Source organism: Paenibacillus sp. USDA918EY, assembly GCF_009870825.1.
Taxonomy (GTDB): domain Bacteria; phylum Bacillota; class Bacilli; order Paenibacillales; family Paenibacillaceae; genus Paenibacillus_AQ; species Paenibacillus_AQ albilobatus.
Map to the genome: position 1 here is coordinate 202,434 of NZ_WTWY01000001.1, position 19,843 is coordinate 222,276.

Below are 19,843 nucleotides of genomic sequence, written 5' to 3' on the forward strand. Positions count from 1 at the left end.
TGCCGCGGAGACCTTGCGTCTCCGCGTTTTTTTGCTGTCATGCGCGCAAAAACCCCGGAGCATTGTGTTCCGGGGTTTTTTGTGTCCTTTTTTGCCGTCAAACGCGGAGATAACTGCAGACGAAAACACGTCCACAGGGCGTTTTTCTGCGGGATGCCCTTTATCATAACGCCGCCGCCGATTCCAGCGTGAAAACCGGAAGGGGCGGGCCAAATGATGCGGTATCCCGGAATATACAGGTCCGGGCTCGGAATGAGCCAAGGCCCAAACGACAAACCATTTTAGGGGGATTTGATTTGACCAAATTAACGCAATACGGTTGGAGTGCCTATTGGAACATGGAATGGAGCAAAGAAGACCGGGGAATCCATCAGCCGGGCCGGATCACGGCCGACTTCGGACAAATGTACAAGGTGTACACGGAAGAAGGCGAAATATGGGGCGAAATGTCCGGAAAAATGAAACACGAGCTTCAGCACGGTGGGCCGGTTCCGGCCGTCGGCGACTGGGTGGAGCTTCAAATGCTCGAGGGGGAAGAGCGGGGTGTGATCCTCGGCGTTCTTGACCGCAAAACGAACATTTCGCGGCAAAAGGCCGGAGCCAAATCGGCGCAGGAACAGCTGATCGCCGCCAACGTCGACATCCTTTTTCTCGTAACCTCGCTGAATGACGATTACAATCCGCGAAGAATGGAGCGGTATCTCATTATGGCCTGGAACAGCGGGGTAAATCCGGTCATTTTGCTGAGTAAGGCAGACTTATGCGATGATGCGGACATCAAGGCCGCGGAAATGGAAATGATCGCGCCGGGCGTGCCGGTGCATGTCGTCAGCGCCCTTGAAAACAGGGGGAAAGAAGCGGTCACCGGCTATTTGAAAGAAGGGGTGACGGTTGCGCTCACGGGTTCCTCCGGCTGCGGCAAGTCGACGATCGTCAACTGGCTGGCCGAAACAAGCACCCAACGGACGCAAGGAATCCGCGAGGACGACAGCCGGGGACGGCATACGACGACGCACCGGCAGCTGTTTCTTTTGCCGCAGGGCGGTTTAATGGTAGATACGCCCGGAATGCGGGAGCTGCAGCTGTACGACGATAACGGCGGAGGTTTCGAGCAGGCGTTCGCCGACATCGAATCGATCGGCAAGGCGTGCCGGTTTGCCGATTGCAGGCATGAGCGGGAAGCGGGCTGTGCGGTGCGCGCGGCGGTGGAAGCCGGGGAAATCGATGCCAAACGGCTGCAAAATTACCGGAAAACCCAGCGCGAGCTCGAATTTCAGATGAAAAAGGAAGCCCGCGGCCAGCGCAAATTGAACCGGATGGACCGCTCCGCGAAGGAGCCGGTACGCCGAAAATCTTCCTACTGGAACCAACGTTTAACGGACGAATGACGATAGGTCCCGCAGCGTTGGCAGGCGCGGCATTTTTTTGCGCGAAAGGGGCTGTGAACCGGTAATAATCAGGCTTGCCCGATCCATATATAAAAGATGAAGGAAGCTGCAGGGGGGTGGAGAGTGTGGGCTTTTTGCACTTGTTTTGGGGATTTTTGTTTCTGATTGATATCCGCATCAACGATTTCGACATTTTGCCGGACGTGATCGGGTATTTGCTCTTCTTTCTCGGTTTCGTCAAGCTGGAACACAGGTCGGGTCATTTTCGGAGCGCCAAAAACGTGTCCGTCGTCCTCCTGATCCTGTCCGTGGTCACATTGATCCTTTCGTTGTCGCCGCCCCGTTCATGGCTGTTTATCTTCCTGTTTAATGCCGTCCTGGTCGTTCTGAAGCTGTACATGGTATTCCACACCTGCTACGGCATCAGCGAATGGGCCGGACGAAGGGGGCACCGTGCGTTCCAAAACAAGGCCGTGCAGCGCTGGGGCTGGTACTTCGGCGTCGTAGCCGCCACCTTTATCGTGCTGCTGATCGCCCCGCTCGTTCCGCCGCTGGCCGTCCTTTTGGCGATCGTCCTGATGGTCGCTTCCCTTTTCGCCCACGTGATGATGATGCTGCTTGTCCAGGAGGCGGAGCATGTGCTGCGCCGATAAAAGCGGGCATGCCGTGCAGGCTCGTCCGATATACGCTGAGACCCTTTGCAAAGAGTTTTTTGCCGGGGTTCTTTTTTTGCGCAAAAAAAAGAGCCCCTCTTAATAGAGGGACAATGCGAGCGTGTCGTTTTCGCTTTTGCTGTGAAGAATCGCTTCAGAGCCTTCGATTTCGATGCTGATCAAGGAATTCAAGCATTTTTTGAGCGCTCTTTTGCCGGTTTGAATTTTATTTTCCAAGGTGCCGCTGAGCAGCTTAAGTACTTTTTGGACGGATTGTTTGTTTTCAGTGGTAAAATATACAGGGATAAGTTTGTTTTGAAAACTGATTAACATTCTCATAGAAAATCACCTCATTCGTGTTATTCCACAATTGCATTGTAAACCCCGATTATTAAAAAAACCTTAAAGAAAGCTTATAAATACTTAAATTGCATTTCATTTTCAAACATTTTTCAAAGATTTATAGAACGGGAAAAGTATGAGATAATGGATCCAAGCCGGCATGCAGAGGCATGGATTTTCATTATAACGAAACCTCGGAATCACGAAAATAATCCCTTCAACCTATATAATTCCGGAACTCAATGATTTAAAATAGTTAATTTGTCACAAATTGACATGTTTTTGCGCGAGTGATACATTATCATAGAAGTTATTGCTTCTTGCGAATCATAGATTTGTAGGGAATAAGAGGTGTAAAATAATGATTCTAACCGTCATGAAAAGCCGTCAGGACCGGGACTGGTTCGATATCGACGTTCCGGACGACTATCCCGTCATTCAATTGAAGGAAATGCTGGGCATGCGGGTATACGGCGAACCGCCCCGTACAGGACAGCAATATATATTGGAAGGAAAATTTCCCGACGGGCTGTGGTTTACGATCCGCGACGCGCAGGACGTTGCCGGCGCAGGGCTGAGGGAAGGATGCTGCATCCGCCTGCAGCGCGCATTTTCCACGACCGATGAAGAGGCTCCGGTATTCGGGAAAAGAAGCCTGTTTCAACATGATTCGATCGGGGTAATGGAGGATTAAGGGTTGAAATCCGCAAACATCAAAATACATAGACATGCTTTGGAAAGCAGAGGAGGAGCTGACGCATCGTGAATGTGTTGTATCAACGCTCGCCGCGAATCAAACCGACGCTGAAGGAGGAGACGATCGAGATTCCGAGGCCGCAGAACGAACCGAGCAAACCTTCGTTTTCGCTCATCTCGATTCTGCTGCCCGCCGTCATGACCGTCTTCAGCATCGGGTTTTATATATACATGAGCATGACCGGGAAAATGGGCAGCAGCAATTATATGATGTTCCAAATGGTGTCGGTGACGATGATGCTGACGTCTTACACGATCCCGTTTTTCGTCTACCTGGGCAACAAGAAAAAGTATAAGGAGCAGCTTAAGGAGCGGGTCCGGCTTTATCATGCCGAGCTTGATAAACATAAAGAAGAACTGGCCGCAGGACATAAGGAGCAGGTGGATGTGCTTTTTGAAGTGCACGGGGATCCGGATGTCTGTTTTCACATTGTCAAAAACCGGAGCAGCGTGCTTTGGGAGCGTTCCTTCGGCGACGATGACTTTCTGCATACGCGGATTGGAACCGGAAGCGTTCCGTTTTATATAAACATCAAAGCGCCGCGTGCCGAGGGGTACGTCAAGGATCCGCTGATCGAAGCGGCGCAGGAACTCGCCGGCGAATTTGAAACGGTGCCGGACGCCCCGATCGCGCTGCCGCTCTTTCAGGCGAAAGTCATCGGCATCGTCGGCGAACGGGAAGCGGTCATGAACGCGCTGCGGGTAATCGTTGCGCAAATGACGGTGCGCCATTCCCCGGATGAGGTGAAGCTGGCCGCGTTTTACGAGGAAAAAGACGCCGAAGATTGGGACTGGATGAGATGGCTGCCCCATACCTGGGACGAAAACCGGAGCCACCGGTACATGTCGGACCGGCGCAGTACCGCCCATCAGCTTGCCGATGAGCTGTTTCAACGGCTCGGCCGGCGCAAAACCTCCCGGCATGAGCAGAAAAAAAAGACCGCTCAGCTTCCGGTTCAGGTCGTTTTGCTGTCCAGCGGGCAGCTGATCGAAGAGGAGCCGCTGCTGCCGCTGCTTTTGGAGGATGCCGGCGAAATCGATGCCTGCACCATCATTTTGTCCGACCGCAAAGAAGCGCTGCCGATGCAGTGCCATCTGATCGTGGACGTCGGCGGCCGTGAAGGCCAATATTCGTTGAAACGCGAGGACGGGGCGTTTGATCAGGTAAGCTTCGCCCCTGACGTTTTTACGCTGGAAAGGGCGGATGCTTTAGCGCGTTACATGGCCCCGATCCGGCTTAAACGCTCGCTTGCGTCGGACATCCCGGACGTGCTGACGTTATTTGAAATGCTGGGCATCAAGAAAGCGGCCGAGCTGGACGTGAAGCAGCGCTGGAGAAACAACCGTTATCCGGAAAGCCTGCCCGTCCCGTTTGGCGTTCGTGCAGGCGGCAAAAAGATCAATTTGAATATTCATGATAAAATAGAACGGCAGGGCCATGGGCCCCACGGCCTGATCGCCGGAACGACGGGTTCGGGCAAAAGCGAGGTCATCCAGTCGATCGTCGCTTCGCTTGCCGCGGAGTTCCATCCGCATGACCTGGCCTTTATGCTGATCGACTACAAGGGCGGGGGCATGTCCAACACGTTCATCGATTTGCCCCATGTCGTTGGAACGATCACCAACCTGAGCAGCAGTTTAATGGAAAGAGCGAAGGTTTCGCTGAAAGCGGAGCTTGTCAGACGGCAAAAGATATTAAACGACGCCGGGAACCTGCAGCATATCGACGAATATTACAAGCTGCTCAAACATGAGGGCGGCAAGCCGCTCCCGCATTTGGTGATCATCATCGACGAATTCGCCCAGCTGAAAAAGGATCAGCCGGAGTTTATGGACGAACTGATCAGCATCGCGGCCATCGGCCGGACGCTCGGCGTCCATTTGATTCTTGCGACGCAAAAACCGGCGGGCGTCGTTGACGATAAAATATGGAGCAACGCGCGATTCCGGATCTGCCTGCGTGTGCAGGACGAAGGCGACAGCCGCGACATGCTCAAAATCCCGAACGCCGCCTGGATCAATAAACCCGGCAGAGGTTATTTCCAGGTAGGCAGCGACGAGGTGTTCGAGGAGATGCAGTTCGCCTGGAGCGGCGCGCCGTACGTGGAGCAAACCGATTCGCCGGGACGCACAATCCCGACCGAAATCGCGCTGAACGGAAAACGCGAGAACCTGCTGACGGCGAGCATGTCTGCGGCGAATTTGCAAATGGAGCAGCCTCCGAAGCAGCTGCAAGTATTTATCGACAAGCTGGCCGAAACGGCAAGGGATGAAGGGATCGAGCGCCTTCAAGGGCCTTGGCTTCCGCCGCTTCCCGAAAGGCTCGAACTCGAGGAACTGGCGGCGATGGCGGAACCGCCCGCAGGCGATGAACTGGAAGGGGTCGTCGGCATGATCGACGATCTGCCGAATCAGAACCAGCGCCCGCTGCATATTCCGATGCAGCAGGGGCATTGGGCGGTATACGGCATGCCGGGCCTGGGCAAAACGACGTTCGTACAGACGCTGCTGATGTCCCTTGCCCAAAACTATTCGCCTGACTTATGGCACGGTTATATCGTGGACATGGGACGAATGTTGCGGGACTTCGGCAAGCTGCCGCAAATCGGCGGCGTCATGATGGCCGAAGAGGACGACCGGATCAAGCGGCTGTTCCGCTTCCTGGTCAAAACGGTGTCCGAGCGCAAGGAGCTGTTCGCCGAAGCCGGCGTAAAAACGGCTGCCGCTTACCGCCGTTCGCAGAACCCGTCCCTTCCGCAGGTGATCGTCGTCATCGACGGCTATTTAAATTTCCGGAATTCCTACCCGGATGAAAACGAGATGCTGGAGTTCATTTTGCGGGAAGGCGGAAATCTCGGCATCACGTTTCTAATGACATCGAACCGCATTTCGGACATTTTCGAAAAGGTGCGGAGCAATATAGCGAACGCGGTCACTTTCGAGCTCGCGGATGCGTCCGATTATTATTATGCCGTCGGCAGGCCGGCGAGAAATCCGGGCTCCATGCCGCCGGGCAGAGGGCTTGCGAAGGGGAATACCCCGCCGCTCGAGTTCCAGACCGCGCTGCCGGCACGCGGCGACGACGAAGCCGGGCGTTCGGCCGTCCTGCGCCGGCAGATCCAAAGCATCGCCGACCGGTATCCGCACGCGGACGTCCGGAAAATCGAAAAGCTGCCGGAGCGGATCCTGCTGCATGAGCTGATGCCGCACGCTGCAAGTTACAAACCCGGGCATGCGGTGAATGCCTCGTTTAAGGTGCCCGTCGGTTTGCTGACCGATGATTTGGAGCCTTTCGAGGCGGATCTGCAGGAAGGGCCCCATTTCATCGTCGCCAGCCCGATGGAGGGCGGAAAAACGGCCTTCATGTTGACATGGATGCTGTCGCTTGCGTACCATTATTCACCGGAACAGCTGCAGATCTATACGGTCGATGCCAGGTACGGCAGCAGAGGGCTTTCCCAAATCGGCGCACTGCCGCATGTGCAGGGATGCGCATCCAGGGAGGAAGAGCTTTCGTCGCTGATCGGGCAAGTATTCGAGCAGGTGCAGCGCCGCAGCGGCGGAGAAGAAGGTCCCGCGATCCTGCTGGCGATCGACGACGCGGACATTTTGGCGAAACAATTAAACGACTTTACGATAAAAGATCAGCTGGGAGCCATTGTACGTCTTGGACGCGACCGGAATGTGCACGTATTGCTTTCGGGCGTCCCGGCCGATTTCCCTACGTTTGGGGCGGATTGGTTCAACGACGTAAAATCCTGCCAAAGCGGATTTTTGTTCGGGACTTTAGACCCTAATGATTTGTCGTTCTTCCGAATACCATTTTCGGAATCGAGTAATGCCCCTGGCGGCTTGAAAATATTGCCTCCGGGACAGGGGTACTACATTAAACGGAAATTTACGAGGGTGAAGGCTGCGATTCCGTTCGATGACCAGTGGGAAGCCAGCCGATGGGCTCAGAAAATTCGCGACCGATGGCATGTTGTTGTTTGAGGGGAGGTGGCTCATAATGTTGACGATTCATGCTTCCAAACAGGATACGATTACGCTTGATAATAGAGAGTTCTTTTTCCTTGCCGGAATTCTGGGCTCCGACCGCCTGCTGGGCGTGGAGGACCCGTTCCAGGGATATTTGGCGCAGGAAATCGCCGATGAATGGGATGAAGTCAAACGTTCGCTTCTGGAAAAAGGCTACCTGATCGAGGAAGATGACGGCGCCATGCTGGCCATGCCGCCGAAAGTATTCTCGCGCGTGGCGATCGCAAGTTTGGCGGAGCGTTCATGCTGGCTGAGATACAAACGGCAGGAGGAGTCCTTTGAAGGGTATTTGCACGCAACGAACGAAAAGGTCGTGCAGGTGCAAAAATCCGATACCGGCAACCTGTATGAGCTCGATGAGCTCGGGGATGTGGAGGCGGCCTGCGGCCAACTGGTGGAGAAAATGGATTTGAAGGATTATGCCCCCGCGGAAACGCCGGCGCTGCTTCTGTCCAAAAAGAAATTCGGGGAAATATACAGCCGCGTCCCGGCCCTCACGGTGGACGAACTGGGAGACGAACTCGCGGCGGCCACGAGCGACGCGGAAGGGGCGATTGCCCTGGCCCGCTGCTTGAAATTCCGGACGGGAGAGGGAGAGCTTCATTTTTCCACATGGACGGGAAGCCGGTGGGAGACGCAAAGCGCGGCTTTCGTGGTGAACGATACGATGAACTGGCTTGTCCGCATGAGCTTAAGCGGGGATCAAGATTGGCTTACCGCCAGTCCTGCCAGCAAACAACAATTTCAAGAGATGCTGCTTCTCTGGTTGAAGCAGTCTGCAGAATCAGATGGAAGGTGATGGTCCGTGCGTATTTCTGTTGAACCGGAAGCACTCCGGGCATTAAGTCGGCAGCTGGAGCAAAGCGGCGAGCAAATCCGCCAGTTAACGGCATTATTGAATCAGGCTTTGGGATCGTTGATTTGGGAAACTTCGATCCGGGAGTCTCTCTTGAATCAGTGGCAGGCCGCGAATCAGCAGGGAGAACAGATTTCGTCCATGCTGAGCGAAATGGGGCGAAACGTCCAAAAAAAAGCGGGCCAATTCCAGGCGGCGGACGAGCAACATCATTCCATTATGGCAGGCTCCGCATTTTACAACTCTCCGGTGGCGATGTTCCGCGCAGCAGCCGTGCAAGGGGACGGATCCATCCTGCCGGGATACGGCGGACGCGCCATTCCGATTTCCAACCCGTCATCGGCGGTGATGGCCGTGCAGGCCCAAAACGGCGATGAGAGCGGCGTGGACGTCGGCTGGGGGTATCAAGGACCGACGCCGGCAGGCTGGGCTTCGCTCGGATACGGGGCGCTGATGGTCGGCACGATGGTGAAGAGCGGCTTTAACGTCAATATGAGGAACAACGGTTCGGTTGCCACGATCAAAGGAGCCCGTTCTCCTTTTGCGCTTAACGAAGGCATTCGGGGAACGCGGTATACGCTGAACAATGCGGCGAAAAACCCGCAGGTATGGAAATTCGTCGATCCCAAAATCGCCGCGAAAGAGGCCCTTTCGATCAAAGGTTTCGGCGGCAAGCTGGGGTATGCCGGATTGCTGTTCGATACCGGCGTGTCCGGCTTCCAGGATTACAAACGCGGCGGCGCAAGCCGGGCGGCTGCGAGCGTCATGGTTAACGGCGGCTTGGGGCTCGGCACCTTGGCAAGCAGCGCGGCGATCGGAGCGGCGGTCGGTTCGGCCGTACCCGTAGCGGGAACGGCCGTCGGGGCGGTCGTGGGACTCGCATCGGGCGTCGTCATTTCAGCGGTCACCGACATCGAGATTAACGGAAAATCGCTGAAAACCTATGCGGTGGACGCGGTAGACATGGCGATTGACGGGACGGTCGAAGGGGTGAAGTGGGCGACGAAAGGCATTGGGCACGCGGCCGAAGAAACCTTCCACACGGTATCGGATTCGGTCAAGGCTTTGTCCCATGGCGCAAGCCAGATGGCGGATCAAGTAAAAAACAAATTGGGCAAGCTGGGGAAATGGTTCGGGTAAATCAATGCGGCGTTCCATCAAAACCGTTTTCGCAAAGCCCGGCCGGACAAAGGAGGGGGAACGGTGAACGACAACACACCTGGGCAAAAGCAATCATTCATAGACGATTATGCGGGAGTGTATCCGTTGCGGATCATTAGATCCCAGACGATCAGTCTGCTCCTTCTTCCCAACGTGCTGCTGCTGATCTTAGCCTTTGCGGACCCGTACGTGCCGGTTTGGGCTTGGCTGCTGCTGGTTCCGCTTGTTATGATGGATATGCTGGGATTGGCCGTTGTCGTTTCTCCCGGACGGATGCAGGAGTTTCATCTTTTTGTATTGGGGGCCGTCGGCGTATTGGGATCGGCTGCTTTTGCCGCAGCGGCGAACAAACTTGCGTATGCCACGCTGGGCATATCGTCGCCATGGTTTCTGATCGTCTCCGCAGCCGGGTACATACTCGTATTTGCGACACTTTACGGGATACATATCAAATTACTGTACGGCGGACGTTACAGCCGGGAAGCATCGGACAATCAGGAAACCGAGACGCGCGGGGCAAAAAAAGCCCAGGGGATCATCCTCGCCTGCTCCGGCTTGGGAGTGCTTCTTTCATGCGTGCTGATCAAAACGTTCGGGGGCTACAGCATGAAAGTGATGCTGATCATCGCGCTGCTGTTTTTGTTCGCCCTCGCATACATGATGCTTGCCGGCAATCTTCATAAGTATTGGCTGCTCAAAAAAAGACGATAGCGTACATATTGTCAACAGAGAGGAAGGTTGAACAAACGATGGAGGAACGGGAACACGCGAAATTATTGCTTCCGCTCGGGTCGATCGTTCTGCTCAAAGGTGCCCAAAAGAAACTGATGATCTACGGACGCAAGCAGATTCAGATGGAAAGCAATACGCTGTATGACTATCTCGGCGTCGTGTATCCGGAAGGATATATCGACCCGAATTATACTTTTTTGTTCAATCATGAGGATATCGACAAAATTGAGTTTACCGGATTTTCCAATGATGAAGAAAAAAGGTTCCAAAAGATCCTTAAAGAAGTTTCGGCGGAGTAGGATGCGGGTAAAAAGACTCAGGACCAGGGACTTTTGATGAAGCCCGCCGACTATAGTATAGTCGATTACGAAAATCTTCAAATTGAAGGAGGATCATTATGGCAGGACGTATTTTAATTACTCCCGAACAGGTAGACGCGGTGGCTAACCAATTTAAGCAAGGCGGGGAGCAAAGCCAGCAGATCGTTAACGGCTTGACCCAAGCCATCCACGGCATGGAAGGACAATGGGAAGGTATGACCAAACAGCGGTTTTTCCAGGAATTCCAGGAAGCCAACAAACAAATGCAATCATTCGTTCAAATTTTGAACAACATCAGCCAAGAATTGACTGCCATTGCACAGAAATTCCGCACGGTCGACGAATCCCGCTAAGTTATGGTTTAATAGAACTATGGGGATCGGGATTGAGCCTATTTTCATATAAGCCTTAGAGACCGGGTGTTCATGAACTCCCGGTTTTCTTCAACGTAAGGCATGTTTATGTTTGGGTCCCCGCGAATAGCATCCGAAAAAGCGTTCATGCGATAGCTCCGGCACCGGGGTTATTTTGCAGTCTATATCTGTTGTTGGTATAAGAGAGGGGATATCTATGTCTTTTCAGCCCAATCCGGGAGATTCCATTCTGATTAACGGCAAAAGCTACAAGGTAGGCCAGCATCCGGCCGCGCCGGGTTTGGCGTACGCCCAGGCCGGCAGGCAGGGGATCGTCTACCAGCTCGTACCGCAGGACGGCGGACCTGAAGAGGCGAAAGCGTTAAAAGTGTTTTTTCCGAAATTTCGGATTCCCGCCATGGTTTATCAATCGGAAACGATGGAGATTTATAGCGAAAGCCCGGGCTTGCAGGTCTGCAAACGAGACGTGCTCACTCCCGAAAGAAACGGAGAACTGATAACCGAACATCCCGACTTGTTGTATGCCGTTTTGATGCCTTGGGTTTATGGGGTGACGTGGTTTGACGTCATTGCGGAACAAAAGCGGCTTGCGCGGACGGAAAGCCTGGCGCTTGCCAAAGCGCTGGCCGCCATCGGTTCGGGCATGGAGCAGCGTGGCCTCGCGCATTGCGACTTGTCTGCGCCGAACGTGATGCTTCCGTTTTTTTCAGAAGTCGATATGCCGGGCAACAAATCGGTCGTCGAGCTGGTGGACGTGGAGCAGATGTACAGTCCGAAAATGGACCGGCCTGACGTGCTGCTGTCGGGGTCTCCCGGTTATGCGGCGCACCGCACGGTACAGAGCGGCCTATGGAGCGCATACGCGGACCGCTTTGCGGGAGCCATCATCATGGCGGAAATGTTGGGCTGGTGCGATTCGCATGTTGTGGAAAAAGCGTGGGGCGAAAGTTATTTCGACCAGCATGAAATGCAAAACCCGTGCGAGCGGTATTTCGTGCTGAAGAAATCGCTTGAGCGGAACTGGGGGAACAAAGTCGCGGAATTGTTCGCCCGGGCCTGGGAAAGCCAGGATATCAGCAGCTGCCCGACGTTCGGGGAATGGCTTGTCGTTTTGTCCGCCATGAACGGGGAACCGCCGATCGGCGAAGCGGAACCGGAGCTGGATGGCGGAAAAGGGGGGGCGCCCGCCCGTTCCCCGGGAGCCCTCGAGTCCGCGGCCGCCGCTGTACTGCCCGAGGAGCCGCCGCTGCCGCCTGTCGGGGAAAAGGGCGCGGCGCAAGCCGGCAAGGATCACGGGGTCGTCGACCGTCTCTTCCACCAGGCACGGGAAATGGAGCGGAAGGGAGATCTCAAGGGGGCGCTTGAGGTGTACCGGTCCGCCCATCATTTTGTTCCGGCCGGGTCCCCGATGCAAATCGAGCTGGAAGCGGCCATCGCCGGGTTGGAAGAAACGCTGAATCCGAAGCCGGAAGAGCAGGCGGCGGGAAAAGTTCCTTTTTACCGATCGCGCAAATGGCTGGCGGCAGCAGCCGCCGCGTTGGTGCTCATTGGCGGTTCCGGTTTTGCGGTAAACCAGATTTTGGCCGACCAGGCCGAAAAAAGGGAAGCCGAAGCCGCGGAAAAGCTGTCCAAACAGCAGGAGGAAGCGCGAAAAGCCGAGCTGCAGGAAGAAGAAAAACGAAAGCAGGCCGAAGCGGAGGAGAAACGGAGGCAGGCCGAGGCAGAAGGGAAACGGAAGCAGGAGGAAGACAAAGCGCTGGCCCGGCAAAAAGCAGAGAAGCAAAAGCTTCAGGAAAAATACGAGCAGCAGGCGAAATACGAAGCCTATCTTGCCCAGAAAAAGCTTGCCGAAGAGAAGCAAAAGGCTGCCGAAAAGAAGCGGCTGCAAGAGCTGTACGACAAACAGGCGAAATACGAAGCCTATTTGAAGCAGCAGAAAATTCTTAAACAAAAGCTTGAGGAGCAGAGAATCCAGAAGGCAAAGGAAGAAGCTGCGCGAAAACAGCAGGAAGCCAGGGAGCTGCAAAAACGGCGTTCCAATCAGGTGGTGCAGCTGATCGCCTCATACAACCAGGCGTACAATGCCCAAAAGGGCGGAAATACGTCCAAAGCGCGGCTATACGCCTTGAGTTTCATCAACCTTTACGAAAAGGATTCCGCATATTTCAAGACGGTAGGCAAAGTCAGCTCGCGCGCCAATGCGATCTATAAGTTTTTGGCCAATACGGGTTACATACTGCCTAATATTTAGATAGGGATTATACGACATCCTAAGACATAAATTTTTTTATTTTCAAAAAGGGGAGTTGAAATCGAAGATGAATTACACCATTCAGGCTTCCCAGCGCACACCTGCGCTCATTATTTACCTGATCGACATCAGCGCCTCCATGAACATGCTCATGGACGACAAACGGCGCATCGATGTCGTTTACGACGCGTTGTCTCTGGCCATCCGGCAAATGGTGTTCCGGTCGACGAAAGGCAACCGGCTGACGCCGCGGTACCGGATCGCCATTTTGGCCTACAGTGACGACGTATATGACCTGCTGAACGGCATCAAGGGAATCGATGAAATCGCCGCCGCCGGTTCTTTGCCGGATTTGACGCCGAAACGGTTTTCGGATTCCGCCAAGGCTTTCCTTCAGGCCGAACGGATTTTGCAATCGGAGCTTCCATTGATTCAGGATTGCCCGGCTCCGCTCATCTGCCATATGACGGACGGCGTAGCGACCGGAGACGATCCGGAGCCGATTGCAAAGCGCATCATGAACATGAGCGTGCCCGACGGCAACGTCCTGGTCGAGAACATTTTTATTTCCGATCATATGCTGGATCAGCCGATCCTTCAGCCGCGGCGCTGGAAAGGCATCCATCCGGAAACCGTCCTGCAGGACGAGCATGCGGTGAAGCTGCGCAACATGTCTTCGCCGCTGCCCGAAAGCTACAGGGAGATGCTGGCGGAGGCGGATTACCAGCTTGCGCCGGGTGCGCTGATGATGCTTCCCGGCAGCTGCGCGGAGCTGGTGTCCATCGGATTTCAAATGTCGGCGGCCACGCCGGTACGAGCTTAGGAGGGAGGAAACCTGTGATCATGAATTCGGCTGCAGCGAAAGACGCGTTTACGTTTGTCAGTTCCCAATCTTCCGAACAGCGGCTGTCCACATACCGCGGTCGTTTTGTTTGCAGATATGCCTACGGACGCGCGATGGAGAGTTTGGTGCAGGGAGAAAAGGGCCAGGATTTTGTCGGGGTGGAAATCGACGGCGACGTGTGCAATTTCGTGTTATGCGACGGGGTCGGGATGAGCTATCGGGGAGATTTTGCGGCGCGCTTTCTCGGTCATACGCTGCTCGAATGGCTGGGGAAAACCCGGGAATGGTCTTCGGCGGGTTTTGCCGGCTTCATGCGGGAAATTACGACAGCCGCATCGTTGCAGCTAAAGCAGCTGATTCCTCCGAACGAAACGCCTTCGCTGCTCCGCGAGGTGCTTGAGGACAAGCAGCGGATGGGCAGCCAATCGATGTACATCTGCGGTCGCATCGAGCTGCCGTCGTCGAAAAGAAAACAGGGCAGAATATGGATGGCATGGCAAGGGGACTCGCGCGTCCGTTTCTGGAAGCAAAACATGGAGATCAGCGAACATTTCCAGGCGTCGATGCAAACGAATGAGCGCTGGTCGACGCTGACGGGACCGGTCGGCGGCCAGCCGCATGTATACCAGACCCGGCTGGAATACGGCATGCCGATGCGGCTTCAGCTGTATACGGACGGATTGGACGATTTGGATCCGATTCGCGAGCTGCTCCCCGACGAGCAGATTCAAATTTTGCTGGAAGCGCCGCACACCGGCGGTCTGCAGGATGATGCCGCTTTTTTGGAACTGCAATGGTGATAAGAGAAGAAAAAGATACAAATGAAGCCGGACCATTCAACCGCGGTTGAGAGGCCGGTTTTTTTGGTTTGGACGGGAGCCGGGCGACCGGGAAGAATGTTTTTGCGAAGGTGATTAGGCGGAACCTTTTTTTGGGTAATCTTGAGACAAATGCAACATAATAGAATCAGGAGCCAAAAGGAGAGATACACACATGAACCAGCACATCAACAAATTGCGTTTTACCGGCAAAACGGCCATCGTGACCGGCGCAGGTTCCGGGATCGGGAAAGCGGCCGCCATCAAATTGGCGACGGAAGGGGCTAACGTCGCTTTGTTCGACCTGCTGGACGACCGTACCGCGCAGGCCGAAGCCGAAATCAACGCCATCCGCCCGGGCAGCGCTCGCGCTTTTGACGTGGACACCTCGGATCCCGCCCGGGTCGAAAAAGCCGTCCTGGAAACCGCGGAGCTGTTCAAAAAGGTCGACATCGTGTTTGCCAACGCGGGCATCAACGGCGTTTTGTCGCCGATCGAGGATATGAAATTCGAAGATTGGCAGCATACGCTGAGCGTCAATTTGAACGGCACGTTTCTGACGGTCAAATATGCCGTTCCCCACCTGAAAAAGCAGGGAGGCAGCATCATCATTACCAGCTCGATCAACGGCAACCGCACGTTTTCCAATTTCGGGATGTCGGCGTACAGCACTTCGAAGGCGGGGCAGGTCGCTTTTGCGAAGATGGCGGCGCTTGAGCTGGCGAAGTTCAAAATCCGCGTCAACGTCATCTGCCCGGGGGCCATTTCCACGAACATCGACCAAAGCACGGAAAAAACCGAAGAGCTGAAGGAAATCGTCATACCGGTTCAATACCCGCAGGGCAGCCAGCCGCTGTCCGATGGGCCGGGAACGCCGGAAAACGTCGCCGATCTCGTGGCATTTTTGGCGTCGGACGAGTCGGTCCATATTACCGGCACCCAGGTGTATATCGACGGGGCGGAGTCGCTCCTACGTTAAAGGTCAGAAACCGTTTCCGCGGCAGCGGAGGCGGTTTTTTTATGAAGACATAAGATTTCGAAGCGAGCACATCCTTAAATCTGGGAAATTTCCGCTAAGCGCGGTCCGTCTTTTGTGAAGGTGCGGCGACGGGCGATATTCTTATTTGACAGCGGCTCGAAGTTCATGCTTTCATAAAATGAGCGTATCTTTAACGAAAGGGAGGCGGCCCAATCATGGGAATCATGTCTTGGCTTGCCGAAGAACGAATCCATAAAGCCATGGAACGGGGCGAATTCAAGGATTTGGCGGGCAAAGGAAAACCGCTGCAGCTGGAAGATTTGTCGCATATTCCCGAGGACCTTCGGATGTCATACAAAGTCATGAAAAACGCGGGAGTGATTCCCGAGGAAATGCAGCTGCAGGGCGAGCTCCTGAAGCTGCGGGACCTGATTCATGCCTGCGAAAACGCCGGCGAAAAAGAAAAGCTGAAAAGATCGCTGACCGAAAAAAAGCTGCGCTTCCAGATGCTTATGGAGCAAAGAGGGATAAGCGACAGCGCCGCGTTTTTGGAATATGAACAAAAAGTGCGCGACCGTTTTCAAGATTCATAGACGGCTCGTCCGCCGGCTTATAAAATTAGCGAAAACCTCCATTTTTGCCTTAGAAAAGGCGAGAAATGGAGGTTTTTGCTTGTTACGAGGCTCCTTGCAAACGGGAAAGCATATCTGCGGTCATGACGATCGGCTCGGAAGGCAGCTTGTCCAAGCGGAAAAGCGGAACGCACTCGCGGGCGCTCAACGGCTCGGGTTCCGGGAGGAGCCCCGCCAGCCACATCAGCCAGCCGATCACCCGTTCGGGCGCCGTCCGGCTTTCCCGCAGCGCCGCCAGGCTGGTTCCGCCATGCCGTTTGGCAAGCCGTTTGCCGTCCGGGCCCATAAACAAGGGAACATGGGCGAACGACGGCGACTCCATGCCCAGCGCTTTGTAGAGCAAAAGCTGGCGGGGAACGGAATCAAGCAGGTCGGCTCCGCGAAGCACGTCCGTGATATGCATCATATGATCGTCAACGACGACGGCCAGCTGATAGGAAATCATCCGGTCCGCCCGCCGGACGATAAAATCGCCGCCCGCGGCGGCATCGAAGGTTTGCGTGCCGGCGATGCCGTCGCGAAAAACAAGCCGTTCACGGCCGACCCGAAACCGCAGGGAGGGCTCTTTCTCCAAAGCTTTGCGGGCGGCTTCCTCGCTGCTTAAATTCCGGCATGTGCCCGGATAGGCCGGGCCTTCCGAGGATAAGCCGTGGGGAGCGCGCGCCGCCGCAAGCAGGTCCGCCCGGCTGCAAAAGCAGCGGTACAAATATCCTTTTTCATCAAGCTGACTGAGCGCGTGTTCGTAATACTCCGTGCGTTCGCTTTGCGTATACGGGCCGAACGGGCCGCCGACATCCGGGCCTTCGTCCCAATCAAGCCCAAGCCAATATAAATCGTCGAGGATTTGTTTGGCGAGATGGGGTCTGGAGCGCTGGGCATCGATGTCTTCCATCCGCAATATGAAGGTCCCGTTTGCGCTTCGGATTTGCAGCCAGGAAAGCAGCGCCGTCCAGGCGTTGCCGATGTGCAGCTCGCCTGAAGGCGTAGGCGCGAATCTGCCTCGTACCGGACGTGGGTTCTGGCTCAAAGTCATCGTCTCCTTTATACGCGCTTTGTACATTTTAATCCAATCGGGCGTGGATATCCAGTGCTCCGAGACTCTATAATGGAAGTAGACAACAACTTATGACGAAAGACATGGTGAGGGAAAAAATGAACGAATTACCGATACGGCGGGTGCTGCCGGAGCTGTTGGAGCGAATGCGTTCGGGCACGTCCGCCGTTCTTGTCGCCGAGCCTGGAGCGGGCAAGACGACGCAAGTTCCGCTTGCGTTTCTAAATGAGGCATGGCTGTCCGGGCGAAAAATCGTCATGCTGGAGCCGCGCCGCCTCGCCGCCCGCTCGGCGGCCGAATACATGTCCCGGATGCTTGGCGAGCAGCCTGGGGAAACGGTCGGCTACCGCGTCAGAATGGATAGCCGGACAAGCCGCAGGACCAAAATCGAAGTCGTCACCGAAGGCATTTTGACCCGAATGCTGCAAAGCGATGCCGGTCTGGAAGACGTCGGCATGGTCATTTTCGACGAATTCCACGAGCGGAATCTGCAGGGAGATCTCGGCCTGGCGCTCGCTTTGGAATCGAAGGCCGTGCTGCGGGAAGATCTCCGCATCCTGGTCATGTCCGCGACGCTTGAAGCCGAACCCGTGGCGGCTCTGCTGGGCGATGCGCCGGTCGTGAACTGTCCCGGGAGGCAGTTCCCGGTCGAAACGGTTTACCGGCCGCCGGCCGCAGGGTCGGCGCTGGAGAAGCATATGGCGGCCGTCATCCGGGAGGCTTCGGCCGGCCATCCCGGCGACGTGCTTGCCTTTCTGCCGGGCAAGGGGGAAATCCGAAAGGTGCAGGCCGAGCTGGAGAGCGGAGGGGTTCCCGCCGGGTTCGTCATTCGGCCGCTATATGGCCAGCTGCCGCAAAAAGAGCAGGATGCGGCCGTGCAGCCCGATCCGGAAGGGCGGCGCAAATGGATATTGGCGACATCGATCGCCGAGACGAGCTTGACGATCGACGGCGTCCGCATCGTCGTCGACAGCGGTTATATGCGTACGCAGCTGTTTTCGGCCCGGACCGGCATGCCTTATTTGGCAACGGACCGGGTGTCGCGGGCATCCGCGGACCAGCGCAGGGGGCGCGCCGGCCGCACGGCTCCCGGCATCGCGTACAGGCTGTGGAGCCATGAAACGCAAAACCATCTGCGTTCGCGGAACGCACCGGAAATATTGCAAACCGACCTGGCGCCGCTTGCGCTGGAATTGGCCGCTTGGGGCGTTCAGAACCCCGCCGGCATGGCTTGGCTCGATCCGCCGCCGGAAGCCGCTTACGAACGGGGCCGGGAGCTGCTGCAGCGTCTCGGAGCGGTTCGCCGGGACGGTTCCGTTACGGATAAAGGCAAACGCATGGCGGAGATTGGTTTGCATCCCCGCCTCTCCGCGATGATGCTTCAAGCGGAGAAGCTCGGACAAAGCGGGCTCGCGGCTGTGCTGGCGGCCATTTTGCAGGAGCGGGATATTTTCCGCTCCGGTGCCGGCGCCCCGCCGGACTCGGATATCCGGAGCCGGGTGCAGGCGGTCCGCTTGTGGGAGCAGAAAGGCTTCGCCGGCCCGAACGCGGATGAGGCAGGATTGAGACGGATCGTCCAGGAAAGCCGCTATATGCAAAAACAGCTTGAAGCGGAATTAAGCGGCCCGGGCGATATTGAAAAAAGCGGGTTGCTGCTTTCGTTTGCTTATCCGGACCGGATCGGCCAAAGCCGCGGCGGCGGCAAATTTCTGCTGACCTCCGGACGGGGCGTGGAGCTGCCGCGGGAGCAGCCGTTAAGCCGCGCGGCTTACGTGACGGTCGCTGCGGTCGACGACAAAAAAGGCGCGGAAGGGAAGATTCTGCTTGCCGCTCCGTTAAGCCTGGAAGACCTGCAGCAGCATCATCGGGAAGACATCGTGGAGGAAACGACGGTCGATTGGGATCCGTCGCTCGGCGGGGTAAAAGCCCGCCGTCAAGTATGCCTCGGGGCGATTGTCCTTCGCGAATCCCCCGCCGGTCAGCCGCCGGCGGAAGCGGTCGCGCAGGCATTGCTTGACGGGATTCGGGCCGAAGGGCTTGGCCTCCTGCCCTGGACCAAGCAAGCCGCACAGCTGCGCCAGCGCCTTCAGCTCATGCATGAGGCGGACCCGGATTGGCCCGACATGAGGGATGATGCGCTCTTAAGCCGGTTGGAAGAGTGGCTGCTGCCGTACCTCGACGGCTTGAAGAACCGCTCCGACCTGCAGAAGCTGCAGCTTGTCCCGATCCTGGAGCAAATGGTCGGATGGGATAAAAAGACCCGGCTCGACAAAGAAGTCCCTACGCATATCGCCGTTCCAAGCGGCTCGAGAATTGCCGTGGATTACAGCGATCCGAAACAGCCGGTGCTGGCCGTGAAATTGCAGGAAATGTTCGGGCTTCACGAAACGCCGAAAATCGGCATGGGCAGGATTCCGCTTACGCTTCATCTGTTATCGCCTGCGCAGCGGCCGGTACAGATCACCTCCGATCTGGCGAGCTTTTGGAAGCACGGGTATTTCGAGGTGAAAAAAGATTTGAAAGGCCGATACCCGAAGCATTATTGGCCTGATGATCCGCTCGAAGCCATACCGACGAGACGCACCCGGCCGCAATAAAACCTTAAAAGGCAAGGCTCCCGCTTTACGGCAGGGGCCTTGCTTTTT

General features: G+C 55.8%; 17 protein-coding genes. 15 read left to right on the plus strand and 2 right to left on the minus strand.

Going from position 1 to position 19,843, the window contains the following annotated elements; translation table 11 throughout:
- The first annotated feature begins 296 nt into the window (after window positions 1-296).
- On the plus strand, window positions 297-1,388 hold the full coding sequence (gene rsgA, locus GQY55_RS01065) for a ribosome small subunit-dependent GTPase A (protein ID WP_160037479.1): 1,092 nt from the start codon (window positions 297-299) through the stop codon (window positions 1,386-1,388).
- A 125-nt stretch (window positions 1,389-1,513) separates the two neighbouring features.
- The gene (locus GQY55_RS01070) at window positions 1,514-2,041 is read left to right on the plus strand and encodes a hypothetical protein (protein WP_160037480.1); all 528 of its coding nucleotides are present in this window, start codon (window positions 1,514-1,516) and stop codon (window positions 2,039-2,041) included.
- 99 nt (window positions 2,042-2,140) lie between these two features.
- Here GQY55_RS01070 and GQY55_RS01075 read toward each other — a convergent pair whose 3' ends face one another.
- On the minus strand, window positions 2,141-2,380 hold the full coding sequence (locus GQY55_RS01075; RefSeq protein ID WP_160037481.1) for a hypothetical protein: 240 nt from the start codon (window positions 2,378-2,380) through the stop codon (window positions 2,141-2,143).
- Window positions 2,381-2,744: 364 nt separating this feature from the next.
- On the opposite strand from GQY55_RS01075, the gene GQY55_RS01080 reads away from it, so the two are divergent.
- The 12 genes from GQY55_RS01080 (at window position 2,745) to GQY55_RS01135 (ending at window position 16,105) form a co-directional block, all read left to right on the plus strand.
- Window positions 2,745-3,077 (plus strand): hypothetical protein, encoded by a 333-nt coding sequence (locus GQY55_RS01080; protein WP_160037482.1) that lies wholly within the window; start codon window positions 2,745-2,747, stop codon window positions 3,075-3,077.
- A 68-nt stretch (window positions 3,078-3,145) separates the two neighbouring features.
- Window positions 3,146-7,132: a type VII secretion protein EssC gene (gene essC, locus GQY55_RS01085; protein ID WP_160037483.1), complete on the plus strand. Its 3,987-nt coding sequence runs from the start codon at window positions 3,146-3,148 to the stop codon at window positions 7,130-7,132.
- 16 nt (window positions 7,133-7,148) lie between these two features.
- Window positions 7,149-7,976 carry a hypothetical protein gene (locus GQY55_RS01090; protein ID WP_160037484.1) on the plus strand — a complete coding sequence of 276 codons (828 nt, stop codon included), beginning with the start codon at window positions 7,149-7,151 and terminating at the stop codon, window positions 7,974-7,976.
- A 6-nt stretch (window positions 7,977-7,982) separates the two neighbouring features.
- A complete protein-coding gene (locus tag GQY55_RS01095) occupies window positions 7,983-9,173 on the plus strand; it encodes a WXG100 family type VII secretion target (RefSeq protein WP_160037485.1) in 1,191 nt (396 codons plus the stop codon).
- Window positions 9,174-9,236: 63 nt separating this feature from the next.
- Window positions 9,237-9,905, plus strand: coding sequence for a hypothetical protein (locus GQY55_RS01100; protein ID WP_160037486.1), 669 nt, complete (start codon window positions 9,237-9,239; stop codon window positions 9,903-9,905).
- A gap of 38 nt (window positions 9,906-9,943) precedes the next feature.
- Window positions 9,944-10,225: a DUF4176 domain-containing protein gene (locus GQY55_RS01105; protein WP_160037487.1), complete on the plus strand. Its 282-nt coding sequence runs from the start codon at window positions 9,944-9,946 to the stop codon at window positions 10,223-10,225.
- A 98-nt stretch (window positions 10,226-10,323) separates the two neighbouring features.
- Window positions 10,324-10,599: a WXG100 family type VII secretion target gene (locus GQY55_RS01110; protein WP_160037488.1), complete on the plus strand. Its 276-nt coding sequence runs from the start codon at window positions 10,324-10,326 to the stop codon at window positions 10,597-10,599.
- Between the two features lie 217 nt (window positions 10,600-10,816).
- Window positions 10,817-12,871 (plus strand): hypothetical protein, encoded by a 2,055-nt coding sequence (locus GQY55_RS01115; protein WP_160037489.1) that lies wholly within the window; start codon window positions 10,817-10,819, stop codon window positions 12,869-12,871.
- A 67-nt stretch (window positions 12,872-12,938) separates the two neighbouring features.
- Entirely contained in the window at window positions 12,939-13,694 is a 756-nt protein-coding gene (locus GQY55_RS01120) for a vWA domain-containing protein (protein WP_160037490.1), read from the plus strand.
- A 20-nt stretch (window positions 13,695-13,714) separates the two neighbouring features.
- Window positions 13,715-14,515 carry a protein phosphatase 2C domain-containing protein gene (locus tag GQY55_RS01125; RefSeq protein WP_160038439.1) on the plus strand — a complete coding sequence of 267 codons (801 nt, stop codon included), beginning with the start codon at window positions 13,715-13,717 and terminating at the stop codon, window positions 14,513-14,515.
- A 193-nt stretch (window positions 14,516-14,708) separates the two neighbouring features.
- Window positions 14,709-15,512, plus strand: a complete 804-nt coding sequence (locus tag GQY55_RS01130; protein WP_160037491.1) for an SDR family oxidoreductase — start codon at window positions 14,709-14,711, stop codon at window positions 15,510-15,512.
- A 215-nt stretch (window positions 15,513-15,727) separates the two neighbouring features.
- Window positions 15,728-16,105 (plus strand): DnaJ family domain-containing protein, encoded by a 378-nt coding sequence (locus GQY55_RS01135; RefSeq protein WP_160037492.1) that lies wholly within the window; start codon window positions 15,728-15,730, stop codon window positions 16,103-16,105.
- An 82-nt stretch (window positions 16,106-16,187) separates the two neighbouring features.
- Here GQY55_RS01135 and gluQRS read toward each other — a convergent pair whose 3' ends face one another.
- The gene (gene gluQRS / locus GQY55_RS01140; protein ID WP_236575325.1) at window positions 16,188-17,171 is read right to left on the minus strand and encodes a tRNA glutamyl-Q(34) synthetase GluQRS; all 984 of its coding nucleotides are present in this window, start codon (window positions 17,169-17,171) and stop codon (window positions 16,188-16,190) included.
- Between the two features lie 125 nt (window positions 17,172-17,296).
- Here gluQRS and hrpB point away from each other — a divergent pair, with 125 nt between their 5' ends.
- Window positions 17,297-19,795, plus strand: coding sequence for an ATP-dependent helicase HrpB (hrpB, locus tag GQY55_RS01145; protein ID WP_160037494.1), 2,499 nt, complete (start codon window positions 17,297-17,299; stop codon window positions 19,793-19,795).
- Window positions 19,796-19,843: the final 48 nt, after the last annotated feature.